Source organism: Pelagibius sp. (assembly GCF_965249265.1).
Classification (GTDB): Bacteria; Pseudomonadota; Alphaproteobacteria; order Kiloniellales; family Kiloniellaceae; genus Pelagibius.
In genome coordinates, this window is record NZ_OZ252224.1 from 5,313,097 (window position 1) to 5,333,863 (window position 20,767).

Consider the following 20,767-nt stretch of genomic DNA (forward strand, 5'->3'; position numbering starts at 1 on the left):
CGGCGGCTCTATCGTATTTCTCAAGAAAAAACTTTCGAATATTGGATGAGGAGAACAGCCATGACCGCCTTGGCAGCCGAACCTCGGGCCGGTGACAAGTTGCTTGTCGGTTCCCTCGAAGCCTTACGCGAAAAGGGCCGTCAGGTCGTCAAGAGCGGCGGCAAGCAGATCGTCGTCTTCGCAAGTGAGGATGCTGTCTACGCCTGCAACAACCGTTGCCCCCATGAAGGTTTTCCGTTGGTGGAGGGCAAGCTGACCCAGGGGGCGGACGGCGGGGGCTGCATCCTGACCTGCAACTGGCACAACTGGAAATTCGATCTCGAAGGCGGCGAGACCCTGGTCGGCGGCGACAAACTGCGCCGCTATCCCGTGGAGATTATCAACGGTGAAGTCTGGCTCGACATCACCGACCCGCCGGCTGAAGAACGCCGGGCGGCGGCGCTGGAAAACCTGCATCAGTCCTTCCGCCGTCACGAGTACGACCGCATGGCGCGGGAGATTGCGCGCCTGGAGCTGGCCGGCGGCGACCCGCTGGATGCCCTGCGCGGGGCGGTCGGCTGGACCGCGGCCCACTTCGAGTTCGGCACCACCCATGCCCATGCGGCGGCGCCCGACTGGTTGGCCCTGCGGGAGGAAAAGGCGGCTGACGAAGGCGAGCGCCTGGTGCCGTTGCTGGAGATCGTCGGCCACCTGGCCTGGGATTCTCTGCGGGAGCCGGCCTATCCCTTCCCGGCGGAAAGCCGTCCCTACGACGCAGCCGCCCTCGTCGCCGCCATCGAGGCGGAAGACGAGACCGCCGCCATGGCCCTGCTGCGCGGCGCCCTGGCTGCCGGATTGGGCTATCCTGATCTGGAGGAACCTCTGGCCGAAGCGGCGCTGGCCCACTATCAGGACTTCGGCCATGCGGCGATCTATGTCTACAAGACCGGCCAGTTGATCGAACGCCTCGGCCCCGACAGTGCCGAACCGCTGCTGCTCACCCTCGTGCGCTCTCTCGTCTATGCGACCCGGGAGGACCTGATCCCGGAATTCCGTAGCTACGGCGCGGCCCTGGCGCGTTGGGACGGCGCGGGCGGGGAGCCGATTGCCGCAGAGGACCTGCGCCGCCTCTCGCTGCCCAAGGTGATGGACCGCGCCCTGCGCTCCAGCGGCGACATCAAGGCGCTCTACGATGCGCTGCTGGGGGCGGCGGTGGCGGACTTCCTGCAGTTCGACCTCGCGATCCAGGACGCCACCGACAAATCGGTTTCCCACAACGTCGGCTGGCTCGACTTCACCCATGCCGTGACCTTCAGCAATGCGGTGCGGGTGCTTTGCAGCCGCCATCCGCGGCTTTGGCCTCAGGGCTTGCTGCAGATCGCCTGTTTCATCGGCCGCAATGCCGCCTACGTCGATCGCGACTATGACGCCAGCGCCTGGCGGGTCGACGACAGTGGCACCTTTTTCGATGAGAACATGCGCGGGCTCTTTGACCACGCCCAGACCGAGTACATCGTCTCGGTGCACCTTGTGAAACTGCTGTCGGCGGCGCGGGAGGAGATCGCGGCGGACCCGGAAGCGCCCTGGGTATCCGATCTGCTGGCCGCTGTGAACCGCTTCCTCCACGAGCCCCTGAAGCGCAAGCACAGCAAACGCACGGCCCGCCAGGCCATCAGCTTCGTCGCTGGCGAGGGGTGATACCAAACAAAAGCCCCCTCACCCCGGCCCTCTTCCACAAGGGGCTACGGCATTCACGGAATTGCTTCTCTTTGAGGCGATGATGTGATTCAAGCAATCCAGGTTTTTTGGGGGATCTGGATGGCTGGGTTTGGAGACGTGCGTGTTGCGGGTCGGTCGGAATGGATGATGGACCAGTTGGTGTCGAGCGGCAGTTGCGTATTGCGCAAGGTTGGTGGTGACCGGGCTGGTGAGATGGCGTGCCACCGGTTTTTGTCTTCGCCGCATTCCAGCGTTGCGGCGATCCTGTCCGGCCTTGCGGCCCGGACGGCGGCGGTGTGCGCGGGTCGGCATGTGATCTGCATCCAGGATACGAGCGAGATCAACTTCAAGAACCGCGCGGCCAACCGCCGGGGTTTTGGATGCGGGGCGGATGGCACGAGCCCGGCCTTTTTCCTGCACCCGCTGCTTGCGGTGGACGCCGAGGACGAGGCGGTGCTTGGCCTTGTGGGGGCCGAGATCTGGACCCGGCCGCCGGTCAAGGCGGGCGATCGTCGGCGGCGTGCGCCTTCGGACAAGGAGAGCGGTCGCTGGCTGTCCGGGGCGCGCTGCGCCGGCGAGGGTTTGGCCGGCGCCGCCAGCGTAACCGTGGTGGCCGACCGGGAAAGCGACGTCTACACGCTGTTTGCCGGCAAGCCCGAGGGCGTGGAGCTTGTGGTGCGGGCGCGCCACGACCGTGGCTTGGCGGACGGGGAGAACGAAGCAGACGGGGCGGATGGCCGCCGCCTGTTCGAGGCACTGGCGGCGGAACCTGCGCAAGGCCGGTCTGTCGTGAAGGTCGGCCCGCGTGGGCCGGGCGACAAGGGCCGCGAGGCCACGGTGGAACTGCGGGCACGCCGTGTGCGGATCGTCCGCCCCTCGAGGCTGAAGAAGGCGCATGCCGCAGAGATGGTCGAGATGACCGTCGTCGAAGCGCGCGAGCCCGATCCGCCGGCGGGCAAGGCGGCGCTGCACTGGCGTCTGCTGTCGTCGGCGGACATCGCGCCGCAGCGTGCGGTTCAGCTCTACCGCCTGCGCTGGCGCATCGAGCAGCTGTTCCGAACCTGCAAGAGCGACGGCCTGCGCTTCGACGAAACCCAGATGCACGATGCCGGGCGGCTGATGAAGTTCGCCGCCATGGCGCTCGGCGCGGCGGCCCGCATCATGCAACTGGTCGATGCCCGCGACGGCTCGCGCCGACCGGCGACGGACGCCCTCGACGCCGGCTTTCTGCCCGCATTCCAGGCGATCTCCAAGACGCTCGAAGGCAACACCGAGCGCCAGAAAAATCCGCATCCAGCCGACAGCCTCGCGTTCCTCGCCTGGGTCTGCGCCCGCCTCGGCGGATGGAACTGCTACTACAAACCGCCCGGACCAAAGACCATGAAAACCGGTTGGCAAACCCTCGCAGCACAACTCACCGGATTCGCACTCGCAACAAACATCGAAAATGTGTGAATCCCATAGCCCACGAAGGGGAGAGGGGGAACCAAAAAGAGGGTCGCAGTATTTCCCTCTCCCCTTGTGGGAGAGGGAGGGGCCCGCGTAGCGGGAGGGTGAGGGGTGTTCAGCGTCCCGCGTAGCGGGAGGGTGAGGGGTGTTCAGCGTCCCGCATAGCTAGAGGGCGGGGCCTTTTTTGGTACCAACGAAAAACGGCCCGTCTTGCGGCGGGCCGTTGTCGTTTTCCCTGTTCCCGATTGGCGATCAGGGATAGCGTTCGATCTGTTCCATGTCGTCGTCGGAGAAGCCGAAGTGATGGCCGATCTCATGGATCAGCACATGCTTCACGACGTCGGCCAGATCGTCACCGCTGTCGCACCAGTAGTCGAGGATCGGACGGCGATAGAGGAAGATCATGTCCATGTCTTCCGGGGTGTCCATGGTCGACTTGGCCAGCAGGCTGGTGCCGCGATAGAGCCCCAGCAGATCGAAGGGCGACTCGCAGTCCATCTCCTCCATGGTGTCGTCGTCGGGGAAATCCAATACATGGATGACCACGTTGCCCAGGGCATCGCGCAGGTCCGCGGGGATGGTGGCATAAGCCTCCCGCGCCAGCGCTTCCAGATGCTTGGTCTCGGGCGGTGTCGTGTAGCGCCCGACGTCGTGCATGCGTGCCATAACCGTTCCTATCGCCTTTTCTTGACCCCAACTTAGCCTGCCTTGACCGGGAGTCCAAGCACAGTCACTTTCGGTTAACCTTAACCCGGACGATTATTTTTCGGAGGAACGCCATGGTGGAGAAGCTAAGTACCGAGGAACGCAAAACTCTGCCTGAGACCCTGCCCGGCTGGGGCCCGGTGGAGGGCCGCGATGCCCTGAAAAAGACATTCCAGTTCAAGAGCTTTAACCAAGCCTGGGGCTTCATGAACCGGGTCGCCCTGGCGGCGGAAAAGCTCAACCACCATCCCGAGTGGTTCAATGTATACAATCGTGTGGAAATCACCCTGACGACCCACGACTGCGACGGCCTCTCCGAGCTCGATGTGAAGCTCGCCAAACGCATCGAGAGCTACGCGGGTTAGAGTCGTCCGGGCACAAACAAAGCCCCCCTCACCCTCCCGCTCCGCGGGCCCCTCCCTCTCCCACGGAGGGGAGAGGGATTTGATAGCATCCCTCTTTAATCCCCCTCTCCCCTTGTGGGAGAGGGTCGGGGTGAGGGGGCTTTGTTGGTTCCGCCCTACTGCATCCGCATGGCGCCGTCGAGGCGGATGGTGTCGGCGTTCAGCATGGTGTTCTCGCAGATGTGCATGACCAGCTTGCCGAACTCGGCGGGGTGGCCGAAGCGGTGCGGGAAAGGCACCTGTCCGGCCAGGTTGTCCTGCACTTCCTGAGGCATGTTCAACAGCAGCGGGGTGCCGATCAGGCCCGGTGCGATGGTCAGCACGCGCACGCCCATCTTGGCGAACTCGCGGGCCGCCGGCAGCATCATGCCGTTGATTCCGGCCTTGGAGGCGGCATAGGCGACCTGGCCGAGCTGGCCTTCGACGGCGGCGATGGAGGCGGTGGAGATCACCACCCCGCGCTCGTTGTCGCTGTTCAGCGGCTCGGCCCCCAGCATGTCGGCGGCGGCCAGGCGCAGCAGATTGAAGCTGCCGATCAGGTTCACCTTGATGACGTTCTCGAAGAAGTCGAGGGGCATCGGCCCGTCACGCCCGACGATGCGCTTGGCCGGGGCGATGCCGGCGCAGTTCACCAGCACCCGGCAGGGGCCGTGGGCTTCCCGCGCCTGGGCCACCGCGGCCTCGCCGGCCTCGGCGCTGGAAACGTCGCAGGCCAGCCCCAGGCCGCCGATTTCCTTGGCCACGGCCTCGGCGGCTTCGCCGTTCAGATCCAGTACCGTCACCTTGGCCCCGGCAGCGGCCAGATGCCGCGCCGTCTCGGCGCCCAGGCCGGATCCTCCGCCGGTGACGATTGCTGCAAGCTCCTTAACGTCCATCTCCTGATCCCCTCTCACTGCCAAAGGCCGCGCTGCGCGGCACGATCTCGAAAAAAAGCGCGGGCTCTATAGCAGAGCGGTCCCCGAATGACGAGCCCCGGGAATGACGAACCCCGGGGAAACACCAGGGCCCCCTTCTTGCCCTCTTTCTTGTACGGGGCCGCCGATTGTGTGATGAAGCCGGGGCCGGGCCTGAACCCAGACCGGGACTGAACCCAGGGAAGCAAGCAAAGCCGTCATGCAGGGGCTGAAGGTCTTCGTCATCAATCTGGCCCGCGCCGAGGCGCGGCGCGAAGCCATGCGCCAACGCCTCGATGCCCTCGGCCTGGACTACGTCTTCATCGCGGCGGTGGACGGCCGCGCGATCGACGTGGCCGCCCACCCGGCTTACGACCGCAAGCGGCGGCGCTACGCCTACGGCCGTGATCTGACGGCCTCCGAACTGGGCTGCGCCCTTTCCCACCGCGCGGCCTGCGAACGCCTGCTGGCGGAGGGGCTGGACCAGGCCCTGGTGCTGGAGGACGACGTGGTCTTCCATGCCGACTTTCCGGCGGTGATGGCGGCGATCCTGGCCAGCGAACAGCCTTTCGACATGGTGCGCTTCGTCGACGACAAAAAGATGCGCCGCCGCCGCCGCCGCCGCGTCGCCCATCTGACCGGCGATTATTGGATGGTGCGGCTGGAGACCACCCTGGGCGGCGCCCATGCCTATCTGCTGCGCCGCAGCGGCGCGGAAAAGCTGCTGCCCGCCATGCAGCGCAACTGGCTGGCGGTCGATACCCTGATGGGCCGCAGCTGGGAACACGGGCTGGTCTGGTTAACCGTGGAGCCGGCCCCGGTGGCGCCGGATGCGGCCCTGGAATCGACCATCGGCGCCCAGCGCCACGACAAGGTCATGGAAACCGGGCTGGCCCACCGTCTGGCCTTCCCGCTGATCCGCGCCCTGCGCAAGGTCTCGGAGACCCTCGGCAAGCGCCGGGTCTACTGGTCCACCTGGGCCGCCGACCGCCGCAGCCTGAAACGCTCCGGCCGCTAGAGTTTTTCATGTTTAGACGGCGCCGGCCCGCTCCCCCTCCCGGCCACCCAATGCGATTATCCTAGTGGGTGGCCGGGAGGGGGAGCGGGCTGGAACCGCTTCGACGTAAGTCGAAAACGATCCAGCTTTCAACGGTCTTTGCCGGGCCCGTCAGCCGTCGATGTTTTGCCAGCCTTGGAGCAGGGCCTTGTCTTGGCGGGCGAAGACGAAGTAGTTGCCGCCGCCCTCGCCGGGCTGGTCGTAATTCCGGCTGATCGCCGCCCCGCTGAGCGCGGCGAGGGCGAGGGCGCCGACCCCGCCATGGGCCACCAGGGCGATGTCGCCGGCGGTCTTTTCGGCTTGGCAGATGCGTGCGATGGCGCCCAGCACCCGGGCCTGGGCATCGGCCGCCCGCTCCCAGCCCTCGACGCTGACCTCCGGCGTGGCGAAGAAGCGTTCCACGAGGGGCCAGAATTCCGCTGGCGGCAGGAAGCCGGTGGCCGAGCGGTCGTTCTCGTGCAGCGCCGGCTCCACCTGCGGCGTCAGCCCCAGCGCCCGGCCCAGGATCGCCGCGCCGTCGCGCGCCTTTTGCTCGGCGCTGGACCAGACCGCGGTGATCCCGGCCACCGCCGGCCCGGCGGCAAAGGCCGTCATGCGTGCCTTGCCCCTTTCCGACAAGGGCCAGTCCGGCACCGGCACTGCTGGGTCGATGGCCACCTCCGGATGGGTAATGAAGAAGACACGGCTCATGGATTTCCTTTGCCGTTGTGGCGGAGACCCAGTCCCGCCCAGGCCAGCGCCAGCCAGCCGGCCATCAGCGTGAAACCGCCTGATGGCGCCAGGGGGTTGGTGATCTCGGCGAGGCCCAGGGCCTTCAGGTAGAGCGACCCGCAGAACAGCGCCATACCGGCCAGCAAAAGAATGGCGGCGAGACCCGCTCGCCATGCCGCGGCGGGCGCCAGACTGCCGATCAGCGCCGCCAGACCGAGCGGCGCGAGATGGGCGAAGTGATAGCGCAGCGCGGTGTCAAAGACGTCTTGCGCCCGGGCATCGGCAAAGGCCGCCCCATGGCTGCCGTAAGCGCCCAGCGCCACCGCGCCAAGGCCCAGAAGGCCAAGAACTATCCAAAGAATCCGCATAGCCGCGGAGCATAGGCGAGGCCATGGGCGCTGTGCCAGCCTTCAACTATGACTGCCGCACGAAAACCGCCGACTGTATTGTGACTCGCAAGCTATGAATTTCGCATGGCTTCTCAGGAAGCATAGCGATCTGGAAGTCTGCTTTCGGGCAGCCCTCTTAGTTTTGACTGACCCGCGCGCTGGATTTCATAGCACTCGGTATCTTTGAATAATTGTGAACAAATAAATTTGAGCGCGGAGGATAGAGTACAAAATAAATAGCATCAATATTAGTAATAATGTTGCAAAATAACCTTGAAATTCGCCGCTCTTGTGTAAATTAATAAATGATTCAGAGTAGAATTCGAATCTCACATCAATATATCCACCAAAAACTCTTAATACAGCACCATTTATGTCAGCAAACGACCAGTATATGTATAAAATAAAAGCAGCTGGTGAAACCATCCATATAAGTGATAATGCATAGTCAAAAAAATTGTCTATCTTCAGAAAGAGCCATGGTTCCTCAATGTCGACATATGGTATTTTTGCTATCTCTCTAAGTCTTCTATAAAAAACATAGAATAGAATACTGGCAATTATGGGTGATATTTGAATGAAAAGTAGGTGCGTTGTTTTTATTCCAAAAATGTTTGCTTCTACGGATTTTTGCTGAAAAAGATCACTCGCCGCATCCGATATTTGTTTTCTCGAGTAAATATTACCTGTTATAGATATTGCTGATGAAAATATAGATCTATTAAATTCACGAATAGTGAAGTATGTATAAATATTTGCTACATGAAAATCGTTCACTATTTTTTCATCGTAATTTCCCAACCATTCTTCTTTATTAAATTCTATTGATTTTATTATATGAGGGTTGGCCAGTTTATCGAGAAAACTCTGATTTTTACCAGTAAATATGTAGTCATAATGGGTTGGTTCTAATGCAATCACCCAGTCCCCAATTTCTTCTCGTGTGTCCACGAGAAGTGCATACCAAAAACCTCCAGCGGCTAATGCACAGTTGTGAGAGGGAACCACCAAGTAAATTCGTGATAAAGGAATTTGCTTAAGATGCTGTACTATAGTTCCTCTTTGTATTGTAAACGACTGAGGGTCAGCGAAAGATAATTCTGCTCCGCTTAATCTGAAGAAAGCATGCGAGCAGGATTTACCTGGATCAAGCCTTAACTCACTGTCTTCAATGAAAAAAGCGCCGTCAATTGGCGTGTCATCGTCGTAGTAGACTACTGCATTCGAATCTTCTTCCTGCGCTGAGGATCCTGTTGGTTTAGTTTCGCCCATGGCTCTTCTGAGCATTCTGTGAGAATTCTCGATACGCACAGTGGTAGAAAAAGCTTGGACGTCTTTTCTCGTCAATTGCTTCGCGGATGAATCAAATGATTGAATAGTATCCCGCACGCTCAAGACAGAATCGACTATAGACAGAAATCTTCCAAAGTCTTTTTTTTGATATTCAATCCACGAGAAGTACCCGACGGAAAGCGCAAGCAGTGCCAATGCGATGTGAATTTTTTTGCTGACGATATGTAGCTATTGGGTTTCAAATCACTTTCCCAAGATTTCACTTTTCTCCTATAGATTGATGTTTGTTTCTGAGTAGTTCAAAACTTTTTTGCCGAAGATGTTTGCCGTTCTGATTTCAAAACAGCGACACCTACGAAAGATCGGAACTACGGAGACAAAGTTGGGCTGGTGACCCCGGCAGGATTCGAACCTGCGACCTACAGATTAGGAAACGCCAATATAGGTCTACCTGCTAATTCATTTGACGTCACATCTCTTCTAAAATACCTTATATTTCAATGAGTTAAAAATCACAAGAGTTCACAGTTCGTCACAGATGTACACGCGAATTCTCGCTTAACACGGTTTGCAGACGGTTCGCAAAATTGAATCTACACGGTTCGCAAATGGGATGTCGACAGAACACTCAAGGCGACGAATGAGACCTGGCGGGATGAATTAAATCGCAAATTGGAGTGAGATAGATGCCCGCGCAGGAAGCCCTGAAACCGACTAAACTCACAGAAGCGCTGGTGCGCTCTCTAGAACCCACCGACAAACCATACACCGTTCGCGATACGGCTGTGAAAGGCTTGATGCTGGCTGTCAACAAACGCAGCAAATCGTACAAGGTGCAGCGCGACCTATGGGTTGGTGATCATGGACGCCGCCGGCTTGTCAAGACCGTCCGCCGGACTTTGGGGACGGCCGACCGATTGACCGTCAAGGATGCCCGGCGGGAGGCGATGAAGGTGATCGCTGCTATTCAAGATGGCGTTGACCCCAACGATTCTGGCAACAAACCACGCGCGGAATCATGGACGCTCCAGCATATGTATGAGGAGTATGCGGCGGACATGCGGGCACGCGATTGCTCCGAAGAGAACATCCAAAATGTGCTCGCAAGAAAGGAGCGGCACCTGAAGGACTGGAGTTCCTATCTGATCGCGGACATTAAGCGGAGCATGTGCCGAGAACGTCACAAGAAAATCACCACTCAGAACGGCAAAGTCAGCGCAAACCAAACTTTTCGCGAGTTTCGTGCGGCCTACAACATCGCCCTGCGCGTCGCCGACGATCCGGATTCTTTGCCCGACAATCCGGTCAAAGCGGTCACCTTCAACAAGGAACGCGGCTCCGAACGGGTGATCATGCCGGACGACCTTCCCCACTGGTGGGAGCGTGTGACCGCGTTGCGCAACCCGCTCCGGAGCACCATGCATGAGTTGGGAATCTTCTCTGGTCTGCGGCCGCGCTATCTAGTTTCGATTGAGCGCGAATGGGTCCACCTGGAAGAACGCGCGATTCTAATCCCTAAGATGAAAGCCGGCCGGTCTTTCGCTCTACCACTCTCTACGCACATGGTCAGCATCGCGAAACGGGCTCTTGAACTCTCCGATATGATGTATCCACGCGCGAAATGGCTATACCCCTCGCGTAGCAGCAAGACTGGCGCGTTGATCGCTACTCAAGTTTGGAAGGAGCGGTCGTTGCCGAGCGAAACCGGCCATATTCTTCGGCACACGCACCGAACGGTGGCCCAGAGAATAAAGGTAGATCCGATTAATCGACGGCTGCTTCTCGACCAGACGGTGCAAGGCATCGACGGCGTGTACGTGCATGAGAAAGCGTTGTTCGACAAACTGCTCAGCGATCAGGAATTGATCAGCGCAGAGCTATTGCGTTTGATGGGACGTACTAACCGTCGGACAGGCGATTAAAGCGGTTAAGCTCGCGGCGGCATTTGAGCGGTGTCGAGCCGCCGATGCACGAGCGAGATCATCGATAAGAGGTCTTCAGCATCTTCGCGGTCCATTTGCCAAGTGATGCGCGGCGCGTGGTCCGTTGGATTCCGAAACATGCCGAAAATACCTTTGACTAGGTTGGCGAAACCCTTTTGCTCCGATTGTTCGTTCTTTGACTTCAATGAATTTATGGCAAGCATGGGCGGACTACCCGTCAAAGCTCTATCGACCAATTCAGCTCCGTCGTCGGAGAGACCAGTCTTCATTGTGATTTTTTCGGCGACGCTTTTTGTCGCCTCCAGAACGGCGTGGAAATAGTTGTCGGCGACGAGTTCCGCTCTACAGAAGATGAGCACGTCTGGATGAACACCGCGAGATTGAAGGGATGATCTTAGCTCGTTCGCCCTTCGATCCGCTTCCGGAAGAGTTGAAACTGCCTCCGAAGAAACCAAGGCCCCTGTATCTTCCACAGCAAGGCCTGAAAAGGCCAACGCTCTATTAAGATGTGTGCGAAGCACCTCGAAGCGCTCCGGAGATTTGATGTGACGTGCTGGCTGCATCGCTTGGCGAATGAATTCGAGAATGGCGCGGCGATTCTGGCTGGTATTCTGTCTAGTGACGAAAGCGTCGTTTAAGCGAATCCACTTCGTGGCCGCAGGCTCAACATCTTGAATTCGACATTGTGCGAGAAGATGCCCGATTTCCGAGCCCGTTAGTCCATCTTCCGTATGCCCCAGTGCTCGGGCGATGGCTTCGATTTCCCCGGCGTTAAATGTCTTTTCCATTAGGTTTCAACGATCCGTTTCTTACCTCCACGGCCCACCGGCCGGCCAATGACGATCGAACCGCTGACCTTGAATAGCAGCAGTTGCCGGTGGGAGGACGAAGGCCGCGATTTCATCAAGGATTGGGCCGAAGTTCGTATCCTTCACCAGCATTGCGTCATCTTCGATGAATTGGCGCCAAAGACGAATGCTCTCTGGCTTGTCAGCAAATTCGCTTGTCAATGGCGGTGGTTTATCTGCGGGAATATCGGTACCTCGCTGAGTGAAGGTGTTTCGAATAGCTTCGGCCAGGATGGCCCCATCAAATTCGAATAGGCGTGAAATCGCCGTCAGGTCATAGAAGTCTTTGATGCGCGTCGAGCCGAGACCGAGCTGCACCATGGCTTCGAATTTTTCGGCGACTACGGTGGCGTGGGGATAGGCACGCAAACGTGGGGCCGGAAACTCAAGGATCGTTGGATAATCGAGCTCATCCGGCTCTGGAGTAATCTTATCTCCGAAGCCGATGTCGACTTGAACCGGATAACGTGCAGTGCCAAGCCGCACAACGGATTTGATCCGTACGCCGCTGTAAACCTTTTCCTCGCGAATGACCCGCGCAGTCACCGCTTCTGCATCAAACACCAACCCATCCTCTTCGACGTCTTGGCGGAAAATCTCCCTAAACGTCTCTGCAAGCGCTTCCGGCGTATTGTCACCATGCCCGAGTAAATCGAGATCACGGGTCGGCCTGAAGACATCGTCGGTCCAAGCGGGAAAGAGCATGGCGCCTTTCAACACAAAACGGTCCTTATGGGCCGATACGCTCAGCCGATAGAGCAGCCGCTCCAGGGCATATCGGATTGTCAGCAGTTGGACATCCGTGCCGGACGTGCGTGCTTGGTTGAGAAGCCGGGCCCTAACGGACGCGGCGACGTTGGTGATGTCACGCTTCATCCGCAAGCACCGTTTCAAGATAGGGCCGGAGTACGGACCAGATGCGTGTTTCCTTAGCAAAGCGCACAATGTCGTCGGGTTTGGTCTTGCGCATATTGATCGCGTTCTGGAGACCTTCGATGGCGACGTTCAGGCCGATGCGTCCACGTAGACGAAAACAATCGGCGACGGTTTTTGCAGGACTGAAGATTTTGACGTCAACGCCGTCGATCTTGTGTGTTTCGACGCCGAGCTCAAGGGCTTTGGCGCTGAAGCGCACGATGCGGACAGGCGGATAGTCGATCTTCGGTTCCCGGTCCTTATAGCCGATCGTCAGCCAAATGCGTCTCGGCGTCTGGACTGTGAGTTCGTGATACTGGAGCGCGGATGTGAGGCAGACTACGCCTTTCGGAACCCGCTTCGCGACTTCCGCCAGACTATGGGCCGCATCGACGTCTGCGCCGGCGAGTTGGTAGAGTCCACGGGACACTCGCAGCAGCACACCACCTTCGGTGAGGCGCGCCAGGGTTTCATGATGAACCCCGCGGGCCGTGAGATCGGATTGCCGCATCACGCCATGGCGCGTGAGGAGTTCGACTGCTCTTTCCCGTTGCGATTTGAATGCTTGTTGTTCCATGTGCTAAATCGTCGGAGTTTACGCTCAAACTCCGACTTTTTAGCACGCAGAGTCCAAATGGACCATGACTTTCAGAACGGCACGTTGCTTCTCTCATACTGTCTTGGCTTTTGCAGCAAACTTGGATGCGGATCCGTCCAATAAGTCCAGTTCAAGGCAATTGCTTTATTCCAAAGATCCCAAACAGAAAAAGCTTCAGGTAAAGACCTTGACATTTGAGACAAATAACCTGATTATTGTCTCAAATGTCTCATACGGGCGGTCGAGTGCCTCAGAAATCAAAATTCTACGCGCAATGCGAGCAGCTTTTTCAGGCAGACCTCGGCTATGGTCGACGCTGGAAATCATCGGCGGCGCGGGCGTTGGGGATCGGCAGGGCGACGCTTTATCGGTACTTTGAAAATGACAGCGCCGTACCCACTGATGTACATGCCCGCCTCCGCGCACTATCGCAGCGGCCGCCGCCAAGCCATGACGACCACCAAATGGTTAGCTTGTTTGCGCGCGGTTTGGCAGATCTCCAAGACGAAATTGATGCAAACGGATGGATCAAGAGCGGATACCCATCGACGCTCCAGCGCGTTTTCGACATTGCCGGCGCGCGAAGAGCGACGAACAGCGACAATCGTTGGCCGACTGATCTAGCGACGCTCGCGGCACTCGCGCAATTGCCGCTCTACAAATGGAAGATCGATCTGTCTTGGGATCCGGATGGAGACTTCACAGCTGCCGCCCTCATTCTAAATGGCGAAACAACCCAAGAGTGCGCCGATCTGGCAGCGCCGGGACGCGATCCGGAAGCGGAGTTGATGGAGAATGCTGGCTATCAACTTCTAATGAATATCTGCCGCAATCGCGAGGACGGGCAAGAAGTCTACGCCGATTTCCGAAAATTCATTATCACTCATCCAGTTATCGACAACGCCATTTCAGCACTCGCCACGGCACCGATCTTAACGTCTGTAGAGGGAATCAACGAGATTCTCTATGCCTTCTATCAACGAGTCCCTGAGGCGTTGTGCGTCGGCTCATCTCTTCCCGTTTGTAAGGTTAGTGGAACGATACTGCGTCGTGGACGTGTGGGCTTCCACACTGAGTATCGCGATCCGACGGCAATCGACCTTGCGAAACTAGGCAAGTATGACGCGCATCCATGGCGTGCTACGACGATGCAATTGCGTCGTCCGTTCCGCAGATATTGGTGTCTGCCTGGCCTTACAGAGACAGCCCTTGCCGAAACGCTTAGCGACGCCAATTGGGCATGCGATCTCTGGCCGGATTTCGACACGGTTGACCTCACCGCGACATCCCCGAACAGCACGCAGCAGGTCGCGATCGACGTAAAAGACTATCTTTCGCCCAACGTATTAGCGGCGCGATTTGGCGGTTTCAAACAGTACATCACGAACTACGAGTGTTATCTCGTTGTCCCCGACTATTTGCCCAATGCCGTTTCAGATTACGAGCGCCGTTTTCGTGCCGCGCGTGCGGCCCTTGGAAACGCCCAAGTCGCCCTTCGAACCTTGTCAGGCCTGCTCTCTGATTTGGAGGTGAGGCTATGAGGTCTAGCGACTCTTTCCTAGAGGACTATCGCGATGCGCTTGCGGCCGTCGATCCGTCATCTCTCGATTTTGATAGAGAAAGACGCAGGACTCTTGCGCAGACAGAGCTTTGCCTAGCCTTTTTGTGGCGGCACTTGCCAAGCGAAAGTGTTCGATCCGTTCCCGCCCTAATGATGGGATATCCAAAACTCATTGGTGACGACCCTGACGCCTCAGCGATTACAGCGTTGACGAATATCCGCCACCTCTGTTCTCGATTTGGGTCCATGTCGGCGTGGATTGACGCGTTGGTGCAATACTCGCACACGTCTGAAGCACTGCGATGTTTTGACGTCAAGAACGACTCTCTTGAACAGCGCGCATCCGCCGCGCAGACGCTTTTGTCCGTTATTAAAAGCTGGCTTGAGGAGCGTGTGCCTTGGACGGAGCGCCGTCATCAGATTGCCAAGCCCGGCGAAGCAACAGTCTTTCTCAATCGCCAGCAAGCGAAGGTCGGTTACACGATCCCAGCCGTACCCGCAGATCAACAATCAGTTAGAGGTTACGATCTCAAACCGCGATCAACCAACCCGCCGATCAAAGTCACGCTCACGGAACTAAAGCGCGTCGCCGACGAGGTGGACGAGCGAGAAGCGCAAGCGGATTGGCCGTCTGACAGCCTGCCGCCGCTGCAACTGTGCAAACGTCTCAGCAAGATACAGGCGCAAGACATTGGAGGATTCTTTGACGGCGAGGCGTTCACCTTCGATGGTGCAACGCATCTTGTGGGCATGTTGTCGTCGGGTAAATCAACACTTGTGACGGCGCTTCTCCTTACACTGACTCGGGGCACGGCGCGAAAGAGAATAGCTGTCCTTGTATCCGACACCATGTACGGCGCGGCCCTCGCCGCTCGGCTGCAGCGTCATGGGATCGGTGCCACCGTTTTGTCCAGCCTAAGAAATCGTGAAGGACATCTTCAGTCCATTCACTGGCAACGCAGCCTGCATGAGACAGGGTGGAATCTCTCCTCCCTTGGCGATCTTGCTGAAGGTTTTAGCACCGCCTGTCCGTTAGACGGGACGCAAACTGACCCTGACTTAATTGACGGCGAGATCGATGACGACTGGCGCTATCCGAGATTCCCGGAAAAACAATGCCATCGCATTTATCAAGATCCGCCAAGAGACGATAATGATAAAAGTGCAAGCCCGGACGATGTAGGCGATCGAGCGAATGCAAGTTCGTGTCCGCTTTGGGCTATCTGTCCGGCGCAAAGCCAACAGCGTGATGCCGTCGACGCATCAGTGTTGATCATGACCCCTGCGGCTTTTGTGCATATGACGCCAGACATATGGACAACGAAGTACCGGCTGAGTCTGCCCGAGCTTCTGCAATACGAATATGATCTCGTCATCATTGATGAAGTGGATGGCGTTCAAAAGTCCTTCGATGACAGCTTCGCACCTCGAGCGCCCATCATGGGCGATGAGCAAAACACTTACGCGCCCAGCATTGGTCTTAGATCTTCAGAAGCATTGCGGCTAAGAAGCGGCAGCCAGTTTCGAAAGCCGGTGAATGCGAAATGGCAATCGAACTTTTTCACCTTCTTCGGCCTGATTGGTACGATCTATGCGATGCTTCAGAATGAACGCGAGGCATTGCAGCCCTTCTACCGAGACACGCCATTTACGGCTGGCAGCATCCTTTATGACCTTTGGCGCCGACGCGTCACAGCGAACACTGACCAGACCAGTGCAATATCGCTTGATGATCCGGTTTTCGCACAGGAGTTTCTTGATGTCATTAAGGTGGCTGGATCAATTAACCAGTACACCCAGGGCGCATCGGTATCTGAAGACGGTCGGGAGTCACAAGAGAGACCGAAATTCAACGACACACGGTTCGGTGATGCCGCAGAGGCGCTTCAGGAGATCGCTCGCCAACTTCTGATGACGGATTTTTACGAAGGCATTATTGCTGACGTCGAAGCTGAACTTGAAGGGCGGTTAGGCGTATTCAATGCTGCCACATTGCCTGAGCAAACCGGCGATCTTAGGCCTCGTCATGTCGCATTAGCGCTCGTTCTAGCAACGGTCACCGACCTTGCTCTGTCCCATTATAACTGGCTCGTCAAAACTCAAGCCGCTGTCGCCAGGGATTTTCAAATTGAGGACGGATATTTGCTGGGGCAAGCAAGCGGCCTCATCAGGAACTACCGCACGCTTCTGCCGGCGAATCCGGCTGGTGCCGCATTCGGACTTTTCTATGACGAGCCGCATACGGAGCAAGCAAGTGCGATGGGCGGTAAACTCACCTTGATCAGCCATCTAGGGGTGGGACGTCACCTACTGACCCATCTTCACGATCTTCTTCAAAGTGAAGGCCAAGCCGGACCTCACACGCTTCTCTTGTCTGGAACAAGTTGGGCTGGTGGATCAGTCACGACCACCGACCCGAGGACCGGCAAGCCGATGGAATGCTCATCGCCGTCATTCGATGTTCAAACCCCCGTTAAAGGTGTTCTGCTGCAGCCCAAAGCGGAACTTGAAGCGATTGGACATTCAAGCTTCGCGCTTGTGTCGGTCCGAGATCCGGACGGCCACCAGTATCGAGTTTCAGGCGCTCCGCAGCAGCGCCGCACGGAAAACCTCGCCGCAATAGCAGAGCGACTCGCCTCTCCAAGCGACGGCCGTAACCAGTTCGAGCGCGACTGGCAACGGATGGAAGTGCGCTGGGCGGGCTGGCGAGAGGATGCGCTTGACGACCGTCGCCGAGCGTTGCTGGTGACAAATAGCTATGCAGATGCCGCAATCACTGCTGATGCGTTGGCAAACGCACTTCGGAAAAACGGATATCCGGACTGGTCAGTACACTGCCTTGTGCGGGATCGCGATGATACAGCGACGATTGAAGTTGGGTCAGGCCCGAAGGTTGCTCGCCCGCTGCCCCGATCACTTGTTGAGCGCTTCGGCGAACAAGATGAATGCGCGGTGCTTGTTGCGCCAATACAGGTCATTGCGCGGGGGCACAATATTCTCAATCGCCATCATGTTGCCGCGATATCTTCGATCTATTTCCTACATCGCGTTCATCCCCGGCCCGATGACTTGGGCCCGACGATTGGCCGATTAAATCGGTTTGCCCAGGCGCGCTTTGATCATGGTGTCAAGACTTTGGACGATCAGGAGACTGTCGCGCACCGCGCACAGCGAATACGCCATGCGGCTAACCACATTGTTCGGTACGGTCTCGAAGCGGGGCGCGGCGGCTATATGACGTTACCGGCGGAGTACAAGGCACAGTTCGCGTGGGACATGCTGACGCCTCTCTGGCAAACGATCGGACGCGGTATTCGCGGTGGGCGGCCAGTTTTTGCTGGCTTTATAGACTACGCGTTCGCGCCGCTATCGTTCGGGAACGCCGGTCGTTTGGATACGCCTAATTCCAGCGCACTCGTTCAGTGTCTTGTGCAGTTACGGCTCGCTGTAAGCGAAAGAAGCAATCCGAGTGAGTTTGAGGTCGCACGCCTACTTTATCAACCTTTCTACGACGCATTGCAGAATACGGAGGGCCTACGATATGGCGAGTAAACCAGACAGTCTGACCGTAGGTGCCTGGGTCGCGAAAGACATTCCGCATAAAGTCAGTCTTGTGCGATTCATGCTACCGGAGGATCACTATCAAACTCTGTTGAGTTGGGCACCTCAATCGAAGAAACCGGGTATGCCTCAATACAGCAACGTAGTGCTTGCGGGGTTGTCGGAGATACTGGCCTTTTTTGTGCCCGAGGTGTCCTTCATGGACAGCCAAGCCAAGAATAGCGCTGGACAACCTCGACTAGCAATTTACCTGCTGGAGGCACCATCAGACCTCCAAGATATCCGCCTAAGGGCTGTCAGCGCACTCAATTTTTGGCTCGCTAATCTCTACCCTGACAAGCCTGCTGAGATGCGAACCGCCGTCGCAAACAGCGCCAACGACGACGCGCAGTGGCAGAGCCTTAGTGTCTCAACATTGATGAAGACGGGCGACGGCGTGTGTGCAGTGCCCGAAGACCCGCTCGTTTTCAGCGCGCTGGCAGCGCTGGCAGCGCAGAAACTCTCAGGCACAGAAGTTAGATTCACGTCGGGCGAAACAAAGACCTGGATCGCACAGACGCCTCAATCAGGCACATACGAAGGCATCGAATTGGTGGCTTTTCCACCTAAGTTTGAGCCGAATGCTAATGCTTTGTTTTCGGAAGTCGTCACGCTCAAGACAGCGACTTTTCCCGAAAGAGTTGAGCAAGGCATTCACATTTTGGCGCACGCCTCGATCCGGAACTGGGGTCCCATTCGTGGTTATGACGTATCGTCAAGCCCATCGCGCTCATTGGATTTGTTTATGCCGCAGAGTGGTGCGCAACCCTCCGACTACAAGCGCTATGGCCATTCACGGATCAGGTACAAAGCGCTCGTTGAGAACTGGGATGGGGTTCGTTACCGCGGCGAAGAAAAAGACATTCAGGCCAAGTGGGGTTCAAAACGCGACCGCAGCGTTTTTGAAATTGTCCGCCAACTGACCGGAACAGCCCCTCTGTCGAATGCCGACTTTATGGCGCCAGTTCAAGATTATGACGGAGCCTGGGTCTTGCCGAGATTGGCGCCAGGCAGCGGCGATCGATATTTGGCGGGCGGTAGCGGGGTCGGCTGGTCCGATCGTAGCGATATCTCAGGATCGCTAGACACGCCCCTGGCCGAGATCGGATTTGTTCGAGCGGGCGACATGCGCCGCATTATTGGTCAACTGCCGATTAAGACCGATTTCGCAAGCGGCGGAGAGGCCGCAGGCCGCCGTCGTCAGCTCCTGCATGCGATGAGCGGACTTGGGATCAGTTCGGCACTAACCTTCCTTGTATTGAGTACCCGCGACAGAACGCCAACTTTGATTGAGGAAGAACTCGTCAAACTACTTGGCGTGCCTGATCGAAAGAAAGGCGATCAGCTCATGTGGGCTGATGGTCTTGTGATTTCGTTGATCGCGACACCAGGTGGGCTCTTTTCCCAATCACTTCCCGAGGCAGACATTCCGCGCGAAGATCTTGAGGGCATGACAGACGCCCAGGCGACGAAAATCAGGGCAAGACAACAAGACGACAGAAACGAAGCCACGGAAGCTGATATGGCGTCGTATCTGAGAGCGCGGCTCGGTGAGATTGAGGGGGTCGGCTGCGCCATAATCGAAATGCCCGCGAGCCTGCGAGGCGAAAATCTCGATCCCTATCAATTGGGTCGGCGCGTTTTGGCTCAGCACAAATTGCTTCCGAAGGTTGTTCTATCAGAGGATGACGGCACTAACGACAAATACCGCGCCTCCGTTGCTGATTGTCTCAGGATGCTCGGTGTTGTCCCATTCGGAGCTGACGCAGTGCCGTATGTGCCTGCCGCGATCGGTGTGATTCAGCGAAATCAGACAAGGGACGGAAGCTCCAGGATTACCGCCCAATCCGTACCTGTGGCGGTCCGAATTCGGGAAGGCCAGCTGGAAGGCGCACTCCCCAACTCAAGCCAATCGCCTGAATGGAAACCCTACGCGTATTTGGTTCTCGACATATTGATGGGCGCCTATGAGCGCTACACGCGACGATCAAATGCGGAAAACAGGATGCTGTTTGCAAACTACATCAATGATGCGCTCGATCATCTCAACCGCACCGATATAGCGGTGGAGGTATTCCTCGATGGCGCCACGCTGCGAAGTCTTGTACCTGCACTCCAAAACGGCCAGTTGAGATTTGATACTCTGACGGTTGGTAGCAGAACATATACGCCATCGGATTTACCGAGTTTGCGACTGATTCGAGTCAACGCAAATGCTGATGAACTCCCTTCTTATTCACACGATAACAACAGTCAGTGGACGGGCGGGCTCTTCAACTGGGACGGCGCCACTCGTACTGTCTACGGTGCTAAGAAGAAGCCTATGACTCTCAAAAACGATGGAAAGCAGTTACTTCAGTCAAGGCATGATCCAGATACGGTTAATCCCCGTTCCGACCGTAAACACCGAAAGGCGTCTGCCCTCGACGAGTTATCCGCCATCTTCGTCCAACCAAATGACGACGTATCTCAGCTGCAATTATTGGCTCACCGATTACGTTCTCAACATACACACTACAAAGACGACACGCGGCTGCCGTTCCCGCTGCATGAGCTGCACGCGCTAAGTAAATCAATCAATTTTTAGCGCGCCCAACTAAACCAGTATGTATGAAGAATATAAAGAACATAGGCCATCTCGAATCATGACAATCTATATTATTAGGATAGACGAAAGGCAGTTCGAGAGACGAAGCATGTGAG

Annotated in this window: 16 protein-coding genes; 8 read left to right on the forward strand and 8 right to left on the reverse strand. The window is 57.4% G+C overall.

Translation table 11 applies throughout. The features are described from left to right. Positions 1-60 precede the first annotated feature (60 nt). Together ACP146_RS24705 and ACP146_RS24710 are read left to right on the forward strand one after the other, a co-directional pair. Positions 61-1,677, forward strand: coding sequence for a Rieske (2Fe-2S) protein (locus ACP146_RS24705; RefSeq protein ID WP_422369418.1), 1,617 nt, complete (start codon positions 61-63; stop codon positions 1,675-1,677). 120 nt (positions 1,678-1,797) lie between these two features. After that, on the forward strand, positions 1,798-3,153 hold the full coding sequence (locus ACP146_RS24710; protein WP_422364941.1) for an IS4 family transposase: 1,356 nt from the start codon (positions 1,798-1,800) through the stop codon (positions 3,151-3,153). Positions 3,154-3,399: 246 nt separating this feature from the next. Here the strand turns inward: ACP146_RS24710 and ACP146_RS24715 are convergent, their stop codons facing one another. Further along, positions 3,400-3,813 (reverse strand): metallopeptidase family protein, encoded by a 414-nt coding sequence (locus tag ACP146_RS24715; RefSeq protein WP_422369419.1) that lies wholly within the window; start codon positions 3,811-3,813, stop codon positions 3,400-3,402. A 113-nt stretch (positions 3,814-3,926) separates the two neighbouring features. On the opposite strand from ACP146_RS24715, the gene ACP146_RS24720 reads away from it, so the two are divergent. Next, positions 3,927-4,217, forward strand: coding sequence for a 4a-hydroxytetrahydrobiopterin dehydratase (locus tag ACP146_RS24720; RefSeq protein WP_422369420.1), 291 nt, complete (start codon positions 3,927-3,929; stop codon positions 4,215-4,217). A gap of 155 nt (positions 4,218-4,372) precedes the next feature. Here the strand turns inward: ACP146_RS24720 and ACP146_RS24725 are convergent, their stop codons facing one another. Continuing rightward, on the reverse strand, positions 4,373-5,131 hold the full coding sequence (locus ACP146_RS24725) for an SDR family NAD(P)-dependent oxidoreductase (RefSeq protein ID WP_422369421.1): 759 nt from the start codon (positions 5,129-5,131) through the stop codon (positions 4,373-4,375). Positions 5,132-5,369: 238 nt separating this feature from the next. Here ACP146_RS24725 and ACP146_RS24730 point away from each other — a divergent pair, with 238 nt between their 5' ends. Then, positions 5,370-6,167 carry a glycosyltransferase family 25 protein gene (locus ACP146_RS24730; RefSeq protein WP_422369422.1) on the forward strand — a complete coding sequence of 266 codons (798 nt, stop codon included), beginning with the start codon at positions 5,370-5,372 and terminating at the stop codon, positions 6,165-6,167. Positions 6,168-6,317: 150 nt separating this feature from the next. Here ACP146_RS24730 and ACP146_RS24735 read toward each other — a convergent pair whose 3' ends face one another. The 3 genes from ACP146_RS24735 to ACP146_RS24745 form a co-directional block, all read right to left on the reverse strand. Continuing rightward, positions 6,318-6,896 carry a histidine phosphatase family protein gene (locus ACP146_RS24735; protein WP_422369423.1) on the reverse strand — a complete coding sequence of 193 codons (579 nt, stop codon included), beginning with the start codon at positions 6,894-6,896 and terminating at the stop codon, positions 6,318-6,320. After that, positions 6,893-7,285 (reverse strand): DUF423 domain-containing protein, encoded by a 393-nt coding sequence (locus tag ACP146_RS24740; protein WP_422369424.1) that lies wholly within the window; start codon positions 7,283-7,285, stop codon positions 6,893-6,895. Before ACP146_RS24740 ends, ACP146_RS24735 begins: the two co-directional genes overlap by 4 nt. A 186-nt stretch (positions 7,286-7,471) precedes the next feature. Further along, positions 7,472-8,794 carry a hypothetical protein gene (locus ACP146_RS24745; RefSeq protein ID WP_422369425.1) on the reverse strand — a complete coding sequence of 441 codons (1,323 nt, stop codon included), beginning with the start codon at positions 8,792-8,794 and terminating at the stop codon, positions 7,472-7,474. 491 nt (positions 8,795-9,285) lie between these two features. Here ACP146_RS24745 and ACP146_RS24750 point away from each other — a divergent pair, with 491 nt between their 5' ends. Further along, positions 9,286-10,521, forward strand: a complete 1,236-nt coding sequence (locus ACP146_RS24750; protein ID WP_422369426.1) for a tyrosine-type recombinase/integrase — start codon at positions 9,286-9,288, stop codon at positions 10,519-10,521. A gap of 5 nt (positions 10,522-10,526) precedes the next feature. On the opposite strand, the gene ACP146_RS24755 is transcribed toward ACP146_RS24750, so the two are convergent. From ACP146_RS24755 to ACP146_RS24765, 3 genes are read right to left on the reverse strand one after another with little or no spacing between them, the layout of a single operon-like run. After that, positions 10,527-11,330 (reverse strand): TIGR02391 family protein, encoded by an 804-nt coding sequence (locus ACP146_RS24755; protein WP_422369427.1) that lies wholly within the window; start codon positions 11,328-11,330, stop codon positions 10,527-10,529. A 21-nt stretch (positions 11,331-11,351) separates the two neighbouring features. Next, a complete protein-coding gene (locus tag ACP146_RS24760; protein ID WP_422369428.1) occupies positions 11,352-12,266 on the reverse strand; it encodes a nucleotidyl transferase AbiEii/AbiGii toxin family protein in 915 nt (304 codons plus the stop codon). After that, entirely contained in the window at positions 12,256-12,882 is a 627-nt protein-coding gene (locus ACP146_RS24765) for a type IV toxin-antitoxin system AbiEi family antitoxin domain-containing protein (RefSeq protein WP_422369429.1), read from the reverse strand. Before ACP146_RS24765 ends, ACP146_RS24760 begins: the two co-directional genes overlap by 11 nt. A 266-nt stretch (positions 12,883-13,148) precedes the next feature. On the opposite strand from ACP146_RS24765, the gene ACP146_RS24770 reads away from it, so the two are divergent. The 3 genes from ACP146_RS24770 to ACP146_RS24780 are packed head-to-tail and all read left to right on the forward strand — an operon-like array spanning position 13,149 to position 20,651. Then, entirely contained in the window at positions 13,149-14,444 is a 1,296-nt protein-coding gene (locus tag ACP146_RS24770) for a hypothetical protein (protein ID WP_422369430.1), read from the forward strand. Beyond that, positions 14,441-18,016: a hypothetical protein gene (locus ACP146_RS24775; RefSeq protein ID WP_422369431.1), complete on the forward strand. Its 3,576-nt coding sequence runs from the start codon at positions 14,441-14,443 to the stop codon at positions 18,014-18,016. The genes ACP146_RS24770 and ACP146_RS24775 overlap by 4 nt, the downstream gene beginning before the upstream one ends. Then, a complete protein-coding gene (locus ACP146_RS24780) occupies positions 18,006-20,651 on the forward strand; it encodes an RNaseH domain-containing protein (RefSeq protein WP_422369432.1) in 2,646 nt (881 codons plus the stop codon). The genes ACP146_RS24775 and ACP146_RS24780 overlap by 11 nt, the downstream gene beginning before the upstream one ends. Positions 20,652-20,767 lie beyond the last annotated feature (116 nt).

Excerpts from the sequence above, each read along its gene's own strand:
- ACP146_RS24705 (WP_422369418.1), top strand. The coding sequence starts at position 61 with ATGACCGCCTTGGCAGCCGAACCTCGGGCCGGTGACAAGTTGCTTGTC.
- ACP146_RS24710 (WP_422364941.1), top strand. The coding sequence starts at position 1,798 with ATGGCTGGGTTTGGAGACGTGCGTGTTGCGGGTCGGTCGGAATGGATG.
- ACP146_RS24715 (WP_422369419.1), bottom strand. The coding sequence starts at position 3,813 with ATGGCACGCATGCACGACGTCGGGCGCTACACGACACCGCCCGAGACC.
- ACP146_RS24720 (WP_422369420.1), top strand. The coding sequence starts at position 3,927 with ATGGTGGAGAAGCTAAGTACCGAGGAACGCAAAACTCTGCCTGAGACC.
- ACP146_RS24725 (WP_422369421.1), bottom strand. The coding sequence starts at position 5,131 with ATGGACGTTAAGGAGCTTGCAGCAATCGTCACCGGCGGAGGATCCGGC.
- ACP146_RS24730 (WP_422369422.1), top strand. The coding sequence starts at position 5,370 with ATGCAGGGGCTGAAGGTCTTCGTCATCAATCTGGCCCGCGCCGAGGCG.
- ACP146_RS24735 (WP_422369423.1), bottom strand. The coding sequence starts at position 6,896 with ATGAGCCGTGTCTTCTTCATTACCCATCCGGAGGTGGCCATCGACCCA.
- ACP146_RS24740 (WP_422369424.1), bottom strand. The coding sequence starts at position 7,285 with ATGCGGATTCTTTGGATAGTTCTTGGCCTTCTGGGCCTTGGCGCGGTG.
- ACP146_RS24750 (WP_422369426.1), top strand. The coding sequence starts at position 9,286 with ATGCCCGCGCAGGAAGCCCTGAAACCGACTAAACTCACAGAAGCGCTG.
- ACP146_RS24755 (WP_422369427.1), bottom strand. The coding sequence starts at position 11,330 with ATGGAAAAGACATTTAACGCCGGGGAAATCGAAGCCATCGCCCGAGCA.
- ACP146_RS24760 (WP_422369428.1), bottom strand. The coding sequence starts at position 12,266 with ATGAAGCGTGACATCACCAACGTCGCCGCGTCCGTTAGGGCCCGGCTT.
- ACP146_RS24765 (WP_422369429.1), bottom strand. The coding sequence starts at position 12,882 with ATGGAACAACAAGCATTCAAATCGCAACGGGAAAGAGCAGTCGAACTC.
- ACP146_RS24775 (WP_422369431.1), top strand. The coding sequence starts at position 14,441 with ATGAGGTCTAGCGACTCTTTCCTAGAGGACTATCGCGATGCGCTTGCG.
- ACP146_RS24780 (WP_422369432.1), top strand. The coding sequence starts at position 18,006 with ATGGCGAGTAAACCAGACAGTCTGACCGTAGGTGCCTGGGTCGCGAAA.